Here is a 20627-nt window from a genome sequence, read left to right as displayed (position 1 = left end):
TTGCAAAGTGTAATGATATTTTAACACTTTGGTAAATTATGGCAGGGAGGGCCCGCACATTAAACTAAGGGCAAAATATTTGAGATAACAGCTCGGTTGCGTTAATATTTATTGTTTCAACAACTTTTTTGCACCAGTTACAGAATAATAGCAACACTTTTACAATACGATATTTTTAAAAAAGTAGGCCATGTGTTAGCAATGTATTAATGAAAGATTCTCAATTTGTAATTTTAATGGATAAATCGACCTATAAATAATTAATTTGTAAATCTACCTATTTTACTTGTGTATACAGTACACACTAATTACATTAGTTCCATAGCCAATATAAATTTCTGTTTTGGCAGAAATCGTTCAAAATCTAATATTATTATAACATTTTAACTTTAATGTTGCTTCATTAGCAGGAGCATAAAAAAGGTGATTACACGGATAAAAAAAGTTAAAAAAAATATACGAGAGAAGTTCATATGATAAAACTTTTACATTTTTTACTTTCCAATACTTCATCTCCCATTAATCTGTTTAACAGAGCTTATCTCACAATCGCTCAGTTCAAACAGGATACCCGCAAGTGTGCAATTTTCTATTTTAAAACTTAGCAATACCAATTATCGACTCAAAAGCTTAAATCAAATATATTAATCAACTAAATCTCAATCTCATGTTTAAAAGTTTACTCCTAAAAGGAAGATACTTGGGTTTGCTGTTATGCTGCCTGGTATCTTCATTGGTAGTTACAGCACAAACAAAGTACAAAGGTAAAGTTATCGGCTCCGACGATAAATTACCTGTTGTTGGCGCTTCCATACGCGTCAAAGGTACAAGCACTGGTACTGTAACTGATGTTAACGGTGATTTCACCTTAACCTTAAGCCCGGGCAATACACTGGTAGTATCTTACATCGGTTATCAAACTACCGAAGTCAAGGTAGGTACCGATGTAAACCTGCGGGTTACACTTCAATCAGGTAGCAGTACACTGAATGAGGTGGTTGTAACCGGTTACGGCTCTCAACGTAAAAAGGACATTACAGGTTCGGTAGCGGTTGTTAACGTGGCGAGTTTAAAAACTGTGCCTTCTGGTAACACAACCTCTTTACTTCAGGGCCAGGCAGCCGGTGTAACAGTTACCAATTCTGGTAACCCGGGTGGGGGAACATCTGTTAATATTCGTGGTATCAGTTCTATTTACAGCACAGCCCCGCTGGTAATTATTGACGGTACACAGGGTAACCTTGATAACGTTAACCCTAACGACATTGAATCAATCCAGGTATTAAAAGATGCTGGTGCTGCGTCCGTTTACGGCGTACGTGGTTCAAACGGTGTAGTTGTAGTAACTACAAAAAAAGGTAAATCTGGTGTTGCCACTATAACTTATGATGGCATGTATGGTACCCAAAGGCCGCTTGCGGATGGTTTTAAACTTGCGGGCACTCAAACTTATATGCAAGCAGTGTATGAATCATTTAAAAATTCAAATGCGCTTACTACAAATACCCAGTTTGATCCAAAGAACACTAAAACCTGGACAATACCTGACTTCATTCAGCCAGCTGGTGCACGTATAGGAGATCCCGGAACTACCGCTGACTGGTATAACCTTAACCCGCTCAACGGTAATCCTCTTGATCCTAATCGTCTGGCTCCAAATGGCATTGATAAATTAGGCGTTAACAATATTACAATGGCCAATAAAGTAGGTACTGATTGGTTTCACGAAATATTTAAACCAGCTCCTATACAAAGCCATAACATTACAGCAAGTGGTGGTAGCGATAAATCAACCTATTTATTTTCATTAGGTTACTATAATCAACAGGGTACCTTGATTGATACTTATATCAAACGTTACTCAACAAGGGTTAACACCAACTTCAACATAGGCAAAAATATCCGCGTAGGCGAAAATGCTTATATCTTTTACAAAAGGAACCCGAACGTAAGTAACAACCAAAATGAAGGCAACGGCATATCATATATTTATCGCGAACCACCTATAATTCCGGTTTACGATATCATGGGCAACTATGCTGGTACCCGTCCGGGATCTTTAGGTAACTCAAGTAACCCGGTTGCTGTACAGGAACGTAAAAAGAACGACAGGAACAATAATTGGGATATTACCGGTAACGTATTTGCTGAGGTTGACTTCCTGAAACATTTTACTGTCCGCACCCAGTTTGGCGGAACCGTAGATAACTACTACTACTACTACTTTACCCCAACCGCGTATGAAAACTCTGAAGGTAATACCACCAACAATTCGTTCACTGAGGTTGCAGGCTACAACAGCTCATACACATGGACTAACCAATTAAGCTACAACCAGCAATTTGGCAAACACAGTATTAAAGCTTTCGTTGCAACTGAAGCTATTACAAATTATGGCCGTGGTATAAGGGCTGGTAACACTACCTACAACTTAAGCTATGATCCTAATTACGTAACTGTTGCAAACGGTACAGGTACCCCAACCAATGGTGTTGACCAACTTTACAACAATACTTTGTATTCACAATTTGGGCAGGTTAATTATAACTACGATGAAAAATACTATTTAAGCGGTATCGTTCGTCATGACGGTTCATCGTTCTTTGCACCTGGACACCAATATGGTACGTTTACATCTATTACAGGTGCATGGCGTATCTCAAAAGAAAACTTCCTGAAAAACGTTAGCTGGTTAAATGACTTTAAAATCAGGGGCGGTTACGGTTCGTTAGGTTCATTATCAGGGGTTAACCAACAACAAAGTAACGCTTACTCGCTGTACGCACAATCAAACGGTAATGCAAACTATGACATCACCGGTACAGGTAATTCAACTGTAACAGGTTTGTATAACTCACAAATTGGTAACCTCGCAACAACCTGGGAAACGGATAAAGTGACCAACGTTGGTTTCGATGCAACATTTATCAATAACAAGTTTACATTATCGGTAGAGTTGTATAAAAAGGATATCTCAGGTTTGTTATTCCCTTCTTCACTTTTTGCTTCTCAGGGTGGTGCATCTGCCCCTTATGTTAACGGTGGTAACATCACTAACAAAGGTATCGACATCGACTTTGGTTATCATGGTGTAGCTGGAAACGGCTTAAAATATGACATCGGTGTAAACTTTAGCCATTACAGCAACAAAATGGTTTCTTTGGGCGGTAACTTAAAGTATAAAGATTATAACAGTTCCGGTTCAACCCGTTTACAAAACTTTGTAAGGTTACAACCAGGTCAGCCGGTAGGCGAGTTCTTCGGTTACAAGGTACAAGGCTTATTCCAAAACCAGGCTGAAGTTGATGCTGCTCCAACGCAGAATGGCAAGGCCCCCGGTACTTTCAGATATGTTGACGTGAACAACGATGGCGTAATCAACGATCAGGACAGAACCTTTATTGGTAATCCTAACCCTAAATTTACAGGAGGGTTAACTTTAGGGGCAAGCTACAAAGGATTCGATTTTAACGCATTCTTTTATGGTACTTATGGAAATAAAGTTGTTAACTATATTAAATACTGGACTTATTTTCCTCAAGTATTCAATGGTAACGTAAGTGCCGACATTTTAGGTCCTAATGTTTGGCGTGAAGGTGCTGATAACAGCCATGCAACAGTGCCCCAGTTAAGCAGAAATGCAAGTACAAGTACTTCTGGTGTATTCAATTCATTCTATGTTGAAAATGGATCGTATTTAAGGCTTAAATCATTGACATTAGGTTATACTATCCCTCAGTCGAAAATTAAAAGTTTAGGTATCAATAGAATAAGAGTATATTTATTAGCTAATAACTTATTCACTATTACAAAATACAAAGGTTTAGATCCCGAGCTTCAAAATTCGAACTTACAGGATAACACCAGCTTCGGAATTGATTTCGGTAACTATCCTGCAAATCAGAAAATTTATAACGTTGGTGTAAACGCAACATTCTAATACTAATAGTTATATTATCATAAAAGTTATGAAAAAATTAAACATAAAAGTAATTATACCATTAGCCGTATTGTTAGTGTGTATGGTTTACGCCTGTCAGAAGGATATTTTGAACAGGCCTATACAACGCTCGTTAAGCCCAAACATCGTAGCTAATAAAACAGGTGTTGAGAGTTTGCTTATAGGCACTTATTCATTGCTTGATGGTGTAGGTGGACGCGGTGGCGGTATTAACGCGGCCGGTTCTAACTGGTTATTTGGTAGTGTGGCTGCCGGAGATGCCTATAAAGGCTCTGAACCATCAGACGGCGGTAACGATGCGTTGCCGGTGGGTAACTTTACATTAGCAACCTCAAATCCGTATATCACTTCAAAGTATACATTATGCTTTGATGGTGTGGCCCGTGCAAATGACGTTTTGCGTACGCTTGCTCTTGCAAAGGATATCGGTGCTGACGATGTTAAAAGGATAACTGGCGAAGCTAAGTTTTTGAGAGCTTTTTACTATATGGAGCTTAAAAAAATGTATAACATGATTCCTTATGTTGACGAAACTGCCACCAATTACAACCTGCCTAATGACAAGGATATATGGCCAAATATAGAGGCCGATTTACAGGCTGGTATAGATAATATTCCGGTTTCACAAGCTCAAAAAGGCCGTGCTAACAAATGGGTTGCAGTTGCATATTTGGCAAAAGCAAAAATGTTTCAACATAAATATGCAGAAGCTAAGGCGTTGTATGATAATTTAATACCCAATGGTGTAAAAGGTGATGGTAGCAAGTTTGCGTTAAACGTGAACTTTCAAAGGAACTTTAGTCCGCAGGCTGCCCAAAAAAATAGCCCCGAATCAGTTTTTGCGGCACAGGCTTCGGTAAATGATAACTCGGGTGGTAACAATGGTAATACCGGTGATGAGCTTAACTTTCCGTATACCGGAGGCCCTGGCGCTTGCTGCGGCTGGTTTAATCCATCTCAATCACTGGCTAACTCATTTAAAACGGATGCCAGTGGTTTGCCATTGTTTACTACTTTTAATGATGGTCAATTAGTTAGTGGAAAGACTAATCCATATACCGGTACTGTAGATCCTCGTATTGATATCACCATGGGCCGCCCAAATATTCCGTATCTTGATTGGGGTAATCCCCCGGCTGCCTGGATCCGTGACCCTACAGATGGTGTATTTAACCCGCGTAAAAACGTTTACTCGTCTGCCGAAAAAGGTACCAATTCAAGTACCGAAAACTATTGGGCAGCTAACGAGGTTACTTCAAATAACGTAAACCTGATGCGTTGGAGTGACGTACTTTTAATGGCTGCTGAAGCCGAAGTTGAGGTTGGAGATGTTGGTAAAGCTTTGGACTATGTGAACCTGGTTCGTAACCGCGCTGCCGGCAGTTCATGGTGGGTTTACAAAAACTCTGCTTATGACCCTTCAAAATCTGAGTATACAGTAAAAACTACCCCTGCTGATAATTACCTGATTAAGCCTTATCCTGCCGGTGCATTTGCCGATAAAAATTATGCTCGTAAAGCTATCCACTTTGAGCGTAAACTTGAATTGGCTATGGAAGGTCAGCGTTTCTTCGACCTACAGCGCTGGGATCAGGGCACTGGAAGCATGGCGGATGAGATTAATGCTTTTTTTGCATATGACATCAACATCAATTTGCAGTTAAAAGGAGCTCATTTCACTAAAGGCAAAAACGAGTACTATCCGATTCCACAGAGTGAGATTGACTTATCTGCATCAACCGGAAAAGGTGTGCTGAAACAAAACCCTGGTTATTAATTAACCATTGATTTTAAATATTTAACTTTAGGTGGAGATAATTATCTCCACCTTTTTTTATAGTTTACTAACCAATAATGAAGTACACCCTTTCCCTTATATGCCTGATTGCCGTTTTACTTAGTGCTTGTAAAAAAGCCACACTTTTTGAACAGGTTCCTTCTTCGCACTCTGGTATTACCTTCAATAATAAAATTGTTGAAAATGATGCCATAAACCCGCTTACCAAACTTAATCTATACAATGGCGGCGGTGTGGGCATAGGCGATTTTAATAATGATGGCTTGAAGGATATTTACTTTGTTGCCAATACCACATCAAACAAACTTTACCTTAACAAAGGTGATATGAAGTTTGATGATGTTACATCAACTGCAGGGGTTGGCGGCAGCGGCGGATGGGGCAGGGGAGTGGCCGTTGTTGATATTAACAATGACGGCCTTATGGATATTTATGTATGTTATACTTTACTCGATGATTCGGTTAAGCGCACTAACCTGCTTTATGTAAACCAGGGGATAGGTAAGGACGGTGTACCGCGCTTCAAAGAAATGGCTAAAGCGTACGGCCTTAATGTAAAACTTCACTCAACCATGGCCTCGTTTTTTGATTATGATAACGATGGCGACCTGGATATGTACCTCACCGTTAATGAGGCTGTTGCCGGCGATAATCAAAGTACTTTCAGGCCGATAATTACCAATGGAAGTCACCGAAGTACCGGGCAGCTTTACCGCTGCGACTGGGATCCGGCGCTAAAACACCCGGTTTATACCAATGTATCAAAACAGGCTGGCATTGGTACCGAAGGCTACGGCCATGCTGCTACCATAGTAGATATTAACCGCGACGGCTGGAAAGACATTTACGTAACCAACGACTTCTTAACCGATAACATTTTATACATCAATAACGGCGACGGCACTTTTACCGATAAAGTGAAGGAGTATTTTAAGCACACCGCCTTCAGCTCTATGGGGCAGGATATTGAGGATGTGAACAATGATGGACTTGCGGATGTTTTTGAGGTTGATATGAACCCTGAGGATAACTATCGGAAAAAGATGTTCATGCCGCCTAATAATTACCAGATTTTTCAAAACTTTGACAGGTATAAATATCAGTACCAGTACACCCGTAATACTTTACAATTAAACAACGGCCCGCGAATTGGCGGCAATGATTCCATTGGCGATCCTTCATTCAGCGATGTGGCTTTTTTAAGCGGCGTTGGGCAAACAGACTGGAGCTGGGGACCTATGATAACCGATTTTGACAATGATGGCTACCGCGATATCGTGATAACCAATGGCTATCCGCGCGATGTAACCGATCATGATTTTATAACTTTCAGGCAAATGGCCTATTCGGTAGCGTCAACCCAACAGGTGCTTGACCAAATCCCGATTGTGAAAATACCTAACTATGCTTTCCGTAACACCAACGGAGTGCAATTTGAGGATGTAACCCAAAGCTGGGGGCTTGGTGCTCCCTCGTTTTCAAACGGATGTGCCTATGCCGATCTGGATAATGACGGCGCAATGGATATGGTGATCAACAATATTAATGATGAAGCCATGGTGTACAGAAACACCTCCCGTAATAAAGCAACAAAAAGTAGTAACTACTTACATATACAGTTTCACGGCGGTACTAAAAACCTGAACGGTCTTGGTGCTTTTGCCGATATTTATTACGATCACGGCAAACATCAATATTATGAAAATACACCTTACCGTGGTTATTTATCAACCATACAGGATATCGCCCACTTTGGCCTGGGTAACGTACCTCAACTCGATTCGGTGGTGATCCGCTGGGATAACGGAAAAAAGCAGGTGCTTACCAATGTTAAAACTAATCAAACACTCCAGGTTAAAATTGGCGATGCTAAACTTGATTATACCAATAAACAGCCCTCTGTTGATAATACCGCATTGTTCAAAGAGGTCACTCAATCGGCAGGAATAACCTATAAACATAATGATCAGGATTATATCGATTTTAATGTTCAGAAACTGCTTCCGCATAAATTGTCGGAATATACGCCGGCTATAGCGGTTGGCGATGTAGATGGCAATGGTTTTGACGATATGGTAGTTGGGGGTACTACAAAGTATCCCGCTCAATTATTATTGCAGCAGGCCAATGGCAAATTTATTCAGCGCGATTTAGTGCCTCAGCCTAAAACTATAGTCCCGGTTGGAAATCCCAACGATATGGCACATATGATATCCCCTGTAAGAGTGAAGGACGAAGGCATGCTGCTTTTTGATGCCGACGGCGATGGCGACCTTGACCTGTACGTTGCCAGCGGCGGTTATGAAAGCGAGCCCGGTTCATCAAATTACCAGGACAGGCTTTATGTTAACGATGGTAAAGGCAACTTCAAACTGCAACCCGATGCCTTGCCTAAAAACTTTACCAGCAAACTGTGTGTAAAAGCAGCTGATGTAAACCGCGATGGCAAAATGGACTTGTTTATATCCGGTCGTGTGGATCCCTGGAACTATCCTAAGCCGGTTTCAAGTTTTATTTTGCGTAACGATAGCAAGAACGGCGTTATCAAATTTACCGACGTATCCGCATCATCGGCAAAAGAGCTGAATAACATAGGCCTGGTTTGCGACGCCACCTTTACCGATTTTAATAATGACGGATGGCCCGACCTGATTCTTACCGGCGAATGGATGCCGATCACATTCCTTAAAAACGATCATGGCATATACAAAAATGTAACGCAAAGCACCGGTGTTGAAAATAAGCTTGGTTGGTGGAATACAATTGCCTCCGGCGATTTTGACCACGACGGCGATACAGATTACATTGTAGGCAATACCGGTCTCAATACTTTTTATAAAGCAACCGATCAATACCCGATTTATATTACTGCCAAAGATTTTGATAAGAATGGCAGCTACGATGCTTTCCCTTCTGTTTTTCTGAAAGATCAGCAGGGCCAATTGCAGGAATTTCCGGCTTTCGGGCGCGACGATATTGTGAAGCAAATGATCAGCATGCGTATCAGATTCCAGAATTATAGGTCATTTGCAACGGCGACAATGGATTCGGTTATAACCCCAAAAATGCGTGAGGGGGCATTGCGTTTAAAAGTGAACTACCTGCAATCGGTATACTTACGCAATGACGGGGGAGGGAAGTTTACGGCTATTCCACTGCCGGTTGAAGCGCAAATGTCTGAACTATGCGGCATTACTATTGATGATTTTGATGGAGATGGCAACCTTGATGTTGCACTTAACGGCAATGATTACGGCACTGAGGTTGCAACCGGCCGTTACGATGCTTTTAATGGTTTATTACTAAAGGGAGATGGCAAGGGAGGCTTTAAACCGCTCAGCATTATGCAAAGCGGTATTTATATTCCGGGCGATGGCAAGGCTTTGGTGAAGCTTAAAGGAGCCCGTGGTAACTACCTGTTGGCAGCTACTCAAAATCGTGACAGTATGAAATTGTTTGAGCTGAAACGGCCAGTTAAAACCTATAATCTGCAGCCGCTTGATGCATTTGCAACCATAAAATACAAAAATGGTAAAACTGCTAAACAGGAGTTTTATAATGGTAATTCTTTCTTGTCGCAATCGGGCAGATTCATTAATATTGATGATAACATGGCATCGATAACTGTAACCGATAGTTATGGCCATCAACGTAATGTACCAATTAACTAAACTATTATAAATGAGATGCTTTAAAATATTTATAGCCGTTGCGGGTTGTGCCCTTGTTTTAGGTTGCGGTAGTAAGCCTAAAAAGATACCAATGATGAAAGATGCTGATGTTATACATAACAACATTGATCAGCTTACGCAGGTTATTATTTATGATGTTTTTAGCCCTCCCGTAGCAAGCCGTATTTATGGATATACCTCATTGGCTGCTTATGAGGCAATACGTTATTCTAATCCCGGATACAATTCAATTACAGCTCAGCTGCGGGGCTTTGGTAAACCTCCCGAACCAAAGGCAGGGGTAAAGTATAATTATACGCTTGCGGCTACATCAGCGTTTTTTGCAGTAGCTCATAAGGTTACCTTCTCTATCGATTCGCTCAAAAAATATGAGGCCAAGGTTTACGCCATGTATAAAGACAACATGGATGATTCAACCTACGCCCGCTCAATGGCATTTGGCGAAAAAATTGGCAATTACATCTTAAAAAGAGCAGCAGTTGATAATTATCCCCAAACCCGTGGCAAGCCAAGGTTTTTAGGCAACGATAATCCGGGTAACTGGCATCCTACTCCTCCCGATTACCTGGATGGTGTTGAGTTTTGCTGGGGTACTATGCATACTTTCGCCGTTGATACCTCAACCATGTTCCCTTTGCCTCCGCCACCTGCTTTTAGTGAGGATAAAAACAGCGAGTATCTTAGACAAACAATGGAGGTGTATAACCAAAGCAAAAACATTACGCCCGAGCAAAAAACTATTGCCAAGTTTTGGGACGATAATCCTTTTGTTATTGAGCATAATGGCCACATGATGTTTGCCAACAAAAAAATCACCCCGGGGGGGCACTGGATCGGCATAACCGCAATTGCCTGTAAGCAAACCCATGCCGATGTTGTAAAAACTGCGCAGGCTTATGCGCTTACCTCAATAGCTTTGTTTGATGCTTTTATTTGCGGCTGGCAGGTTAAGTATGAAACTAATTATATAAGACCGGTAACCATTATCAATGATAAAATTGACCACGACTGGTTGCCAATGCTGCAAACACCACCATTTCCTGAGTATCCGAGCGGCCACAGCGATATCAGCGGAGCATCGGCGGTTGTGCTAACGCATTTATTTGGCGATAACTTTGCCTATCAGGATACCAGCGATCTGCGTTACATAGGCATGCAGCGCCATTTCGACTCATTTTTGAAAGCTGCCGACGAAACTTCAATAAGCAGGTTTTACGGCGGTATCCACTTCCTCAACAGCGTTAATCAGGGCGCTGTACAAGGAAAACAGGTAGGCGAATACATTTGGAAAAAATTAAAACTTAAAAATTAAGGGCTGAGCTATTTTATGAATTTTAAAAAAAGCTTATTAACCATATCATACCTTTTTTCATTTTCTGCAATATTAGCCGGTTTAACGCTCATTAATAGCTGCAAGCGTAAACCGGCATATCAACCTTATAAATTTACCGGCGATGTGATAGTTGATGGTAAAAACCTGGTACAATTAGAGTGTACCCGCTGCCACTCGTTAGTGCCTGTTGATGCATTACCTAAAGATGTATGGCTTAACCACACGCTGGTTAATATGGCTCCGCTGCTGCATATTTCAACTTATGGCGGTTCGTCATACTATAAGGATAATCCGCTTGATACTGCCGGCGCCACTATTGCCGAATGGACAGCCATTTTGGAATATTATAAAAAAGCTGCACCCGATACATTGCTGCCGGCTAAAAAAACAATCCCATTAATAAATGATTGGGCTGGTTTTACACTTAGAAAGCCTGCACGGGTAGGTTATACCGCTTTTACAACTATGCTTGCTGCCAATGTAGCTACAGGGCGTATGTACAGTGCCGACGCTGTGGATGAAAAATTGTATGCCTGGGACAGTAATTTAAAAATGGACTCCCTCGCCAAATTTCCATCAGCCGCAGTTGGGGTTAGTTTTGATAAGGATAGTGCCGGGAATAATATAGGCTTTTTCGCCTGTATTGGGCGTATGGCACCGGTTGATTTTCCGAATGGTAAAGTAGTTAAAGTGAACCTTGATGCGCAGCACGTTAACAACGAACAAACTTATATTGCATCTGATTTGCCCCGGCCTGTTGGCACAATAACAGGCGATTTTAATAAGGACGGTTTGCAGGATGTTGTAGTTTGCGGTCAAGGCAAGTTTAAAGGAGGTGTTTACGTGCTTAAGCAAAATAAGGATCATACGTATGAACAACAAACCATTTATGACAAGCCGGGCGCTGCACAAGCTTTAGCCGGCGATTTTAACAACGATGGCTGGACAGATGTAATGCTGTTAACCGGGAGCGGCGATGAAGGCCTTTGGTTGTTGTTGAATGATCAAAAAGGAGGATTTACGACCCGGAACCTGCTACATTTTCCGCCGGTTTATGGTTCAAGCAGTTTTCAATTGGTTGATATGGATCATGACGGCAAACTTGACCTGGTACTAACCTGCGGCTACAACTACCGTGATTCGAGGATTCTGAAACCTTACCACGGCTTATACATTTTTACCAATACGGGCGACTGGAACTTTAAACAACGCTGGTTTTACCCTATAAACGGTTGTACAAAAGCCATTGCCGCTGATTTTGATGGTGATGGCGATATCGATATTGCTACGATAGCTTTCTTTGCCGATATGAAAAATACGCCTGCCGAAGAGTTTGTTTACTTTGAACAGGCTAAACCTTTAGATTTTAAACCTCATGCTTTGCCGATTAGCAACCTTGGCCATTGGATGTGTATGGAAATGACCGACCTGAACAAGGACGGCAAACCAGACATTGTATTAGGTAATTATGCAGATGGTTTTATGTTCCAGGATGGTTTTAAACCTAATTGGGATCAGCACCTGCCACTGATAATGCTTGAAAATCACACCAAAAAGTAAAGCGATACCGAACTGTATGAGGAAAGCAGGAGGGGTGAGCATAATAAAACGAAACGTATTGTTGCTGACTATAATATTCACAGCTGTTGTTATTGCCGCATTGAATAGTTGCGGCGATAATGAACCGAGCGACGAAGAGCTTTTGGCCGACGCTAAAAAAACGGCGTTCAAACATTGCGGCAGCTGCCATGAACCGCCCGATGCTTCTTTACTGGATAGTGCCACCTGGGACAAGCACATATTACCAGCTATGGGAGCAAAACTTGGCATGCGCCCTTTTATGGACCAGTATATAGCCGGTCCAGGGGCCGCGCTCTCTCTTGCCGATTGGACAAAGATTGTTGTTTACTATAGGTACGCCTCGCCCAAAAAACTAAAAATTCCCAAACCGGATGCCCTGCTCGATTCGGCTATATTTTCGGTAAAAAGACCTGCTAATGCTGACACAAAATCAGGGGAGGCCATGACCACCATGGTTAAGTTTAATGACGTTGATAAGCACTTTTATACAGGAGATGCCGGCAATAAGCTTTACCGCTGGAGTAGTGACCTTACAGCTACCCTGGTCAAAAAATTCCATTCGCCAATAACCGATGCTACCTTTTATCAATCGGCAACCGAACCTAACAGTGCCGTAGTTACCTGCATCGGGATCCTTCCGCCTAATGATCAACTCAAAGGAACCTTAACACATATTAATCTCGACAAGAAATCAGAAGATACCACCCAAATGGCCGATAGCCTGCCACGCCCCGTTAAAAGTGCTGCGGCTGATTTTAATAAAGATGGATTGATGGATTATGTAAGTTGCGGTTTTGGCCGCGACCGGGGTGGTTTGTTCCTATTACAGCAACAAACTAATCATACATTCAAAAGAAAGATCATCCGTGCAGTTCCTGGTCCTGAAATAGTTTATACCGGCGATTTTAACGGCGATGGCTGGCCTGATATTGCTTGCCTGTTTGCCCAGGCCGATGAAGGGATCTGGCTGTTTCTGAACGACAAAAAGGCAGGATTTACAACCCAAAATGTCATGCGTTTTCCATCTGTATATGGGTCAAGCAGCTTCCAGTTGGTAGATGTTAACAATGACGGCAAACTCGATATTGTATATACCTGCGGTGATAACAATGATTACTCGCCTATATTTAAGCCCTATCATGGAGTTTATATATTTACGAACCAAGGCAATTGGAAATTTACACAAACCTACTTTTACCATATCAACGGTTGCTCCAAAGCTATTGCCGCCGATTTTGATAAGGATGGTGATCTTGATCTGGCAGTGATCGCCTTCTTTCCCGATTATAAATATCATCCTACCGAAGGTTTTACCTATCACGAGCAGGTTAGCCCGGGCAAGTTTAAAGTATACGAGGTTCCCGTTAATTTATTAGGTCGTTGGATTTCGATGGAAGCCGGTGATATTGATGGCGATGGCGATACCGATCTGGTTTTGGGCAATTTTTCGGTAGGAGCGCAGGGCCTCATGAACCAAAAGGATTATAAACCCAACTGGGATATGTATGAGCCAATTATTGTACTGCAGAATAAAACAATCAAGAAGTAGGGTTTCATTAACTGTTTTAATAAGGACAGAGGTTGTCTTGATAAGAAACTGGTAAATTGATTACTAAAGCCCCAAAACGTATCATTTGTACAACAAATTGATAAATAAGTACAGTTGTATCTGCTTGTATGTTAAGTAGTTTTACCATACTTATTTATTGATATATTAAATGAACACAAGTATCCGCTCAGCTTTAAGTGTTATCGCTGCCTTCGTTTTGCCTGCCGTTGTATCGGCACAATCAGGAGTTGTAAAACAAGTTAAATTAAGCAATTTCGATCTGCAATCATCGGCCTTGGTAAGTGCAACAGGCACCGAACTTTCCAGTACACAATACCACTCGCCGGTATACTGGTTTCCTGTAAAAGTACCATCTACAGTACTTACCGGACTGGTGGCCAATCACATTTATCCAGATCCATACCAGGGCCTTAATAATATGCTGATCCCTGATGCCTCCGACCAGTTTAATAAAGAATATAACCTGGAACAATACAGTCATCTGCCCAATGACCCTAACCCATGGAAAAAGCCTTACTGGTACCGTACTACTTTTAAAGTGCCGGCGGCAGATAAAGGCCGTCGTTTCCAATTGATATTTAAGGGGATTAACTACCGCGCTGCCGTATGGCTTAACGGCAAGCAAATTGCCGACAGTACCCAAATGGCCGGTATGTTTGCCGAACATAACCTGGATGTGAGTGGTGCGGTTAAAGCAGGCGCCGAAAACGCACTCGCCGTAAAAATCTATCCGCTCGATTATCCGGGCTATCCTGCAAAGGAACAACTAAAAGCCCTTGGCCCGTTTTATGAAAATGGTGGTCCAACAGGCGATATCGGCAAAAATGTAACCATGCTTTGCTCATCAGGCTGGGACTGGATCCCGCCGGTGCGCGACCGTAACATGGGCATCTGGCAACCGGTTTTTCTGCGTACAAGCGGTGCGGTAACTATCGGCAGGCCAAAACTGGTTACCGATTTACCAAACTTACCCGATACCGGCACGGCCAAGCTTTCATTAAACCTGACATTAACTAACAATACCACTGTAACGCATGGCGGTAAACTCACCATCAGCATAAAGCCCGAAAATTTTGCAGGCACGCCGGTTCTGTTTAGCCAGCCTATAGTGATACCGGTGGGGGAAGAAAAAGCAGTTGAGTTAAATGCCGATAAGATAAGCCAGCTGATAATCTATCAGCCTAAATTATGGTGGCCTAATGGTTATGGTAAAGCAAATCTGTACCGGATCCGAATGCAATACACCGAGGGAAATACAGTAAGTGATGATACCACTTTTGTATTTGGCATCCGCAAGGTGGCTTCAAAAGCCGAAACCACTGCCAATGGCTTTGTGCGCCGTAAGTTTTATGTTAACGGTAGGGAAGTCCATTTAGTAGGTGGTGCCTGGGTGCCGGATATGATGGTGAACCGCGATTCGGCCCGTTATGATTATGAGATGCACCTGTGCCGTAACGCCAATGTAAACCTGGTACGGATCTGGGGTGGCGGCGTTACTGAGCCGGATGCTTTCTGGAATGCTGCCGATAAATATGGACAAATGGTATGGTCGGACTTTTGGATCACCGGCGATACACAGGGCGAATTTAAAGGCTCACCCGATTGGCCGCTGGAAGGCAACGTATTCATCAAAAACGTAGAAAGTACCATCTACCGCATCCGCAACCACCCAAGCTTATTGGTGTGGACAGGAGGAAACGAAGGGCATGCCGTAAAGAGTTATATGATGTAATGCGTAATGATATCATTAATTTAGATGGTACGCGTCCATTCATTCCAAGTTCATCGGGCTTCGCCAAACTACCAGAAGGCTGGAAAGGTTCATGGCCTGATGATATGCCGTCGGGCGTTTATAGTGGTGGCCCTTATGAATGGAAAGACCCAAAGACTATTATAAACTGGCCGATGCTGCTAAAGACTGGGTGTTTAAAGACGAAACTGGCCTGCCGTCACAACCACCGTATACAACGCTGCCAAAGATCATCCCTAATTTGGCTTGGGATACCAATTTGCCATTCCCGCTTAATAATTCATGGGGCTACCATGACGCGGCAACCGGAGCCGGTAAATACGATAAGTATTATGAAGAAATGACCAAAAGGTATGGCAAGCCAAGTAGCATCGTTGATTTTTCGGACAAGATGCAGCTCATGAACGCCTTAGGTTACCAGGGTATTTTTGAAGCTGATGGCCATAAACTGAACGAAACCGGCGGCGTAATGCTCTGGAAGTTAAATGCGGCTTTACCAAGTGTGATATGGCAAATTTACGATTGGTACCTTGAACCTAACGCAGGTTACTACACCATGCAAAATGCCTGTGAACCTATCCACATCCAGTATAATTATGATAATTCATCAATAGCAATCATCAACCGTACACACCATGCCACCGGAAGCTTAACTGCTACGGCCGATATTTATGATATCAACAGCAAGCTGATTAAATCAGAAAAGGTTGGCAATGTAGGATTGGCGCAAACTGGCGTTAAGGAAGTGATTCAGCTCAAAGATGCACTTGCCGCTACCAAAGGCGTAAGTTTTGTAGTGTTGAACCTGACTAATGCGGCAGGTAAAACCGTATCACATAATGTTTACTGGCTATCGGCCACTGATGACTTTAAGTCATTGAACGATATGAAACATGCACAGGTGCAGGGAAAAGTGATCAAAGCTGAAAAAGGATTAAGCGAAAATAAGTGGACTATGCAGTTTACCAATAACTCCAATCAACTGGCATTCTTTGTCCGCCCGCAATTGATGAAAAACGGCGAGGAGGTTATGCCAAGTTATTGGACTGGTAATTACTTTAGCTTGGCACCACATGAAAGTATTATAGTATCGGTAAGTGCCCCGGTAGCCAAATTAGGCGCGGCAAAATCAACCGTATTACTCGAAGGCTGGAATCTGGATAAGCAGGTGATTACATTGCCCTGAAATTTTTAAAACTTAATATGTTCGCAAAGGCGCGAAGACGCAAAGTTTTTTCTTAGCGGCTTCGCGCCTTTTTTGCTATAATATTAATAACAAAACCGTAAGCTTTAAGCTTTGTGCATTCAGCTTTTAACTTTTTTTAAGTTAAATTTTGTTTAAGAATGACTTACCATACAGGTTCTGTTTTGAAAATCTGCTTATCTTGCTCAACGCATTTTACATATGGAAAATACAGATGTAATTATCATAGGAGGGGGAGCCGCGGGTTTGATGGCCGCCCGTACGCTTGCCAAAGCAGGTAAAAATGTTGTGCTGCTTGAAGGCCGAAACCGGCTTGGCGGTCGCATTCACACACTAGAGCATGGCACATCATTAGAGCCTGCTGAACTGGGTGCTGAGTTTATTCATGGCGATTTGCCCATAACCCAAAGCCTGCTTAATGAAGCTGACATTAAATATACCCATGCCTCCGCTTCTATGTGGAAATATGAGGATGGAAAGTTTATAGCCGAAGGGCACGTTATTGAGCATTGGGACGAATTTCTGGAAAGCATCATGCAACTGAAGCATGATATGAGCATTGAAGCGTTCATGCAGCAGGAGTTTTCGGGCGAACGATATGGAGGGCTCCGGGAATCGGTGCGGGGCTATGTATCGGGATATGATAATGCCGATCCTAAAAAAGCGAGTGCCTTTTCTATCCGTAAAGAATGGCAAAATGAGCATGAGGATGCGCAGTATCGTGTAGAAGGAGGTTACTATACGTTAATCACCTATTTGGCAAATGAGTTTAAACAGGCAGGTGGGCATATTTATCTTAATGCTGTTGCAAAAGACATTGACTGGGGCCAACATCATGTTACGGTAAGCACAGACATAGGGATAACCTATCAGGCTCGGCAATTGCTGATTGCCGTACCGCTTGGAATTTTACAGGCTGAGGTCGGGTTGAAGGCTACACTGAGTTTTGACCCCCCGGTTGATTATTATATCAATGCCTTAAAATCGCTTGGCTTTGGAGCGGTGATCAAGGTGTTACTTGAGTTTGACGAAGCATTTTGGTACAGCGACGAAACCCGTAAAATGACCGGTGCCGATCTGGAAGATATGGGTTTCCTGTTTTCAAATGAGGCAATCCCTGTATGGTGGACTCAGATGCCTGTACATCGCCCACTACTTACCGGTTGGCTGGGCGGCCCACCTGCAGCCGCGCGCGTACATACGAGCGACGAGGATGTTTTGATAGAAGCTCTTGGCTCCATATCCAATATTTTTAAAATAGATATCGCGAAGCTGAAGGAAAAGCTCCTCACCTGGAATGTAATCAACTGGACTGTCGATCCGTTTTCGAGAGGTTCATACAGCTATGATACCATAGAAACAGCCGAAGCAAGAAAGATCCTGAGCCATCCTATTGGTGATACCTTATTTTTTGCAGGCGAGTATCTGTATGAAGGAACGGCAATGGGAACTGTTGAGGCGGCTTTGACGAGTGGGTTGAGGGCTGCGGAGATGTTGTTGGACTATGAATAAAATAATGTCAATGACATGATTGTAGATGCTATTGTCCCTTCCAGTAATTCCCACTCACAATAATCATATCCAACATTTTGATAGTATTATCGTAATAATCATAATCCTTCAGTTTAAAGGCTATGAGGTAATCCCAGACTTTATTAAGCCACTGCTGATTACTTTTGTCGACCATGGCCGATACCGTAAATGGCGCTATAAAACTTAAAGCTTCGAAGTATCTGCCTTTAATATCATTACCTTCAAGCGTATATCCTGCCGAAATATTATCCGGATTGCCATCAGTAGTTTGCCTGATCCATTGATTTATTGGACTAACAAAGCCTTTAGCGCGTTTATCGCCATATAATAAATAATCGGTAGCTATGCGCCACGGTACCCTACAAGCATTATAGTTATAATAACCGTCATACTTTGATTCCATATAGTTGGGTTGAGCGGGCCGCGCTTTTGTGTTTATGCGTCTAATAAAATCGGGCACCAGGCCAGCGTCTGGGCTATAGGTTTTCTGCAGATAGTTAAATAAGCGATAGTTGTTATCAATAGCTTTTTGCCATTTACCGGTTTTTGATGCGTTTTCAAATGCTTTGAAGTTGGCAGGCATAAAATCAGATGCGCGCATATCATAATAATCTTCGCTGTCTCCGTCGCTGCCATCGCTTAGTAAAACAGAAAACGTTTTCGGATTAATCTCATAGTGCATAATTGCCGCCATCGCGTTCCTGGCTTCCTGCAGGTAGTTGATTTGGCCTTTGCTTCCCCATTGCTTATCGGCTAACAGCAGGGAGTATGCTATATCTATATCGCCGTCGGTGGCGGCATCCCGGTCGTGGTTTTTACAATTCTTTAGCTGGGCCCAGGCCATTATATAGGGCGATGTTTTAGCGGGATGGGATTTGTAGTAATTATACAAGCCATCGTAAATGTTTTTTGCCTGTTTATCATATCCGGCCATCAACGCTGTGATCACCATGCCGTAGCCTTGTCCTTCGGATACGCATTCTTTACCTGGCTTTTCAAACCAAACATAAAATTGATTTTTATCGCAGCCGGGTTTAATGTACCTGTGTTTCCATTGATCGTAAAAAGAGGTTACCTGTCTATCAAGCTGTTGCTGATTGATGTGATTGGGTTTTATTGTACCGGCAGTATACCGGCTATGTTGCGGAAACGGCCTTAATGCAACCTGTGCATGAAGGCCGTTTAGTATAAATAGCGAAAATAGGAACAGGCTATATCGCACGTAGTTCGGGGTAAGCAGCAACCTCTTCAACATCATTGCACAATAACTCAGTTTTGCAGAAATGGTTCTTAAGGCAGCTCAAAAAGTTCTGAATTGCCGGTGTATCCTTGCAGGTAGCAGCATACCACGTGCGTTTTGCAATACTGTGGTGCAACGGTTTTGTAACAATGTGTTTACCGGGCAGGTACGGCTTCACAATCCAGTCGGCCATAACGCTTATTCCGAGACCTGCATTTACCATCTCAATAGTGGCATCTGTGTAGTGGATGCGGCTCAATGTTTTGGGCTTGACATGCTGTTCCTGGATGAGTGTTTCGATGACCGGAGTTTCCTGGTATGAGGGGTCATAAAGGGCGAGGATCAGCTCCTGATCCTGGAAGTCGCAGATGTCAATAACGGCCTTTTTTGCTAGGGGATGATCGGCCGGTAAAATACATATCAGGCGGTCTTCAAAAATGGGTTCATACACTATCTGAGTATTCACCATTTGGGTGCGCACAATACCCAGGTCAAGGTCGCCCCGCATGAGGTATTCAAGTGGTCGGCGACTGGCATCTGAAACTATATTTATATTAATATCAGGCCATTGGCTTTTGAAATCTTTAATTACGCCGGGTAACCAATGGTATGCAGTATAGCATTGCATACTAATATTAAGCTTGCCGGTTTTGCCATTTTTATAGTTGTTAATATCTTCTTCAAGGGTGCGTATTTCGGCCAATATTTTTTCCGAACTTCGTAGGAAACGATAGCCCACTTCGGTTAGCTGAAGCTTCTTTCCCTGGCGATGGAACACCTCTATGTCCAGTTCTTTTTCCAGTTCTTTTAACTGGTGGCTCAGGGCCGATTGGGTTAGATGTAAAGCACTTGCTGCTTTGGTCAGCGAACCCTCTTTTGAAATGGTATCAATTAACCTGAAATGATGTAATGCAATATTCATTATTAGTTTTGCTAATGATTTACACAAAATTAATTCATTTTTT

11 protein-coding genes are annotated in these 20627 nt (G+C 42.5%); 9 read left to right on the top strand and 2 right to left on the bottom strand.

From position 1 onward, the window contains the following. Positions 1–667: 667 nt before the first annotated feature. From DIU38_RS17375 to DIU38_RS17335, 9 genes are all read left to right on the top strand, one after another. Positions 668–3940, top strand: a complete 3273-nt coding sequence (locus tag DIU38_RS17375; RefSeq protein ID WP_112652217.1) for a SusC/RagA family TonB-linked outer membrane protein — start codon at positions 668–670, stop codon at positions 3938–3940. 28 nt (positions 3941–3968) lie between these two features. After that, positions 3969–5738, top strand: a complete 1770-nt coding sequence (locus tag DIU38_RS17370) for a RagB/SusD family nutrient uptake outer membrane protein (RefSeq protein WP_112652218.1) — start codon at positions 3969–3971, stop codon at positions 5736–5738. 77 nt (positions 5739–5815) lie between these two features. After that, complete coding sequence (locus tag DIU38_RS17365; RefSeq protein ID WP_112652219.1) at positions 5816–9430, top strand: VCBS repeat-containing protein; 3615 nt, start codon at positions 5816–5818, stop codon at positions 9428–9430. Positions 9431–9440: 10 nt separating this feature from the next. Next, positions 9441–10763 carry a vanadium-dependent haloperoxidase gene (locus tag DIU38_RS17360; RefSeq protein WP_112652220.1) on the top strand — a complete coding sequence of 441 codons (1323 nt, stop codon included), beginning with the start codon at positions 9441–9443 and terminating at the stop codon, positions 10761–10763. A 15-nt stretch (positions 10764–10778) separates the two neighbouring features. Next, positions 10779–12344, top strand: coding sequence for an FG-GAP repeat domain-containing protein (locus tag DIU38_RS17355; RefSeq protein ID WP_112652221.1), 1566 nt, complete (start codon positions 10779–10781; stop codon positions 12342–12344). Between the two features lie 16 nt (positions 12345–12360). Further along, the gene (locus DIU38_RS17350) at positions 12361–13914 is read left to right on the top strand and encodes an FG-GAP repeat domain-containing protein (protein WP_112652222.1); all 1554 of its coding nucleotides are present in this window, start codon (positions 12361–12363) and stop codon (positions 13912–13914) included. Between the two features lie 169 nt (positions 13915–14083). Then, a complete protein-coding gene (locus DIU38_RS17345) occupies positions 14084–15667 on the top strand; it encodes a glycoside hydrolase family 2 protein (protein ID WP_149354119.1) in 1584 nt (527 codons plus the stop codon). A gap of 139 nt (positions 15668–15806) precedes the next feature. Next, complete coding sequence (locus DIU38_RS17340; RefSeq protein ID WP_149354118.1) at positions 15807–16871, top strand: hypothetical protein; 1065 nt, start codon at positions 15807–15809, stop codon at positions 16869–16871. 219 nt (positions 16872–17090) lie between these two features. Next, positions 17091–18401, top strand: a complete 1311-nt coding sequence (locus tag DIU38_RS17335) for a flavin monoamine oxidase family protein (protein ID WP_112652224.1) — start codon at positions 17091–17093, stop codon at positions 18399–18401. Between the two features lie 28 nt (positions 18402–18429). On the opposite strand, the gene DIU38_RS17330 is transcribed toward DIU38_RS17335, so the two are convergent. Both DIU38_RS17330 and DIU38_RS17325 read right to left on the bottom strand, forming a co-directional pair. After that, positions 18430–19680 carry a glycosyl hydrolase family 8 gene (locus DIU38_RS17330; RefSeq protein ID WP_112652225.1) on the bottom strand — a complete coding sequence of 417 codons (1251 nt, stop codon included), beginning with the start codon at positions 19678–19680 and terminating at the stop codon, positions 18430–18432. Further along, the gene (locus tag DIU38_RS17325; protein ID WP_167516216.1) at positions 19634–20584 is read right to left on the bottom strand and encodes a LysR family transcriptional regulator; all 951 of its coding nucleotides are present in this window, start codon (positions 20582–20584) and stop codon (positions 19634–19636) included. The genes DIU38_RS17330 and DIU38_RS17325 overlap by 47 nt, the downstream gene beginning before the upstream one ends. Positions 20585–20627 lie beyond the last annotated feature (43 nt).

Origin of the sequence: Mucilaginibacter metallidurans (assembly GCF_003286435.2) — a bacterium.
GTDB classification, from domain to species: domain Bacteria; phylum Bacteroidota; class Bacteroidia; order Sphingobacteriales; family Sphingobacteriaceae; genus Mucilaginibacter; species Mucilaginibacter gossypii.
Note: the sequence above shows the minus strand (reverse complement) of the source record. Positions and strands in the feature narration are given on the sequence as shown.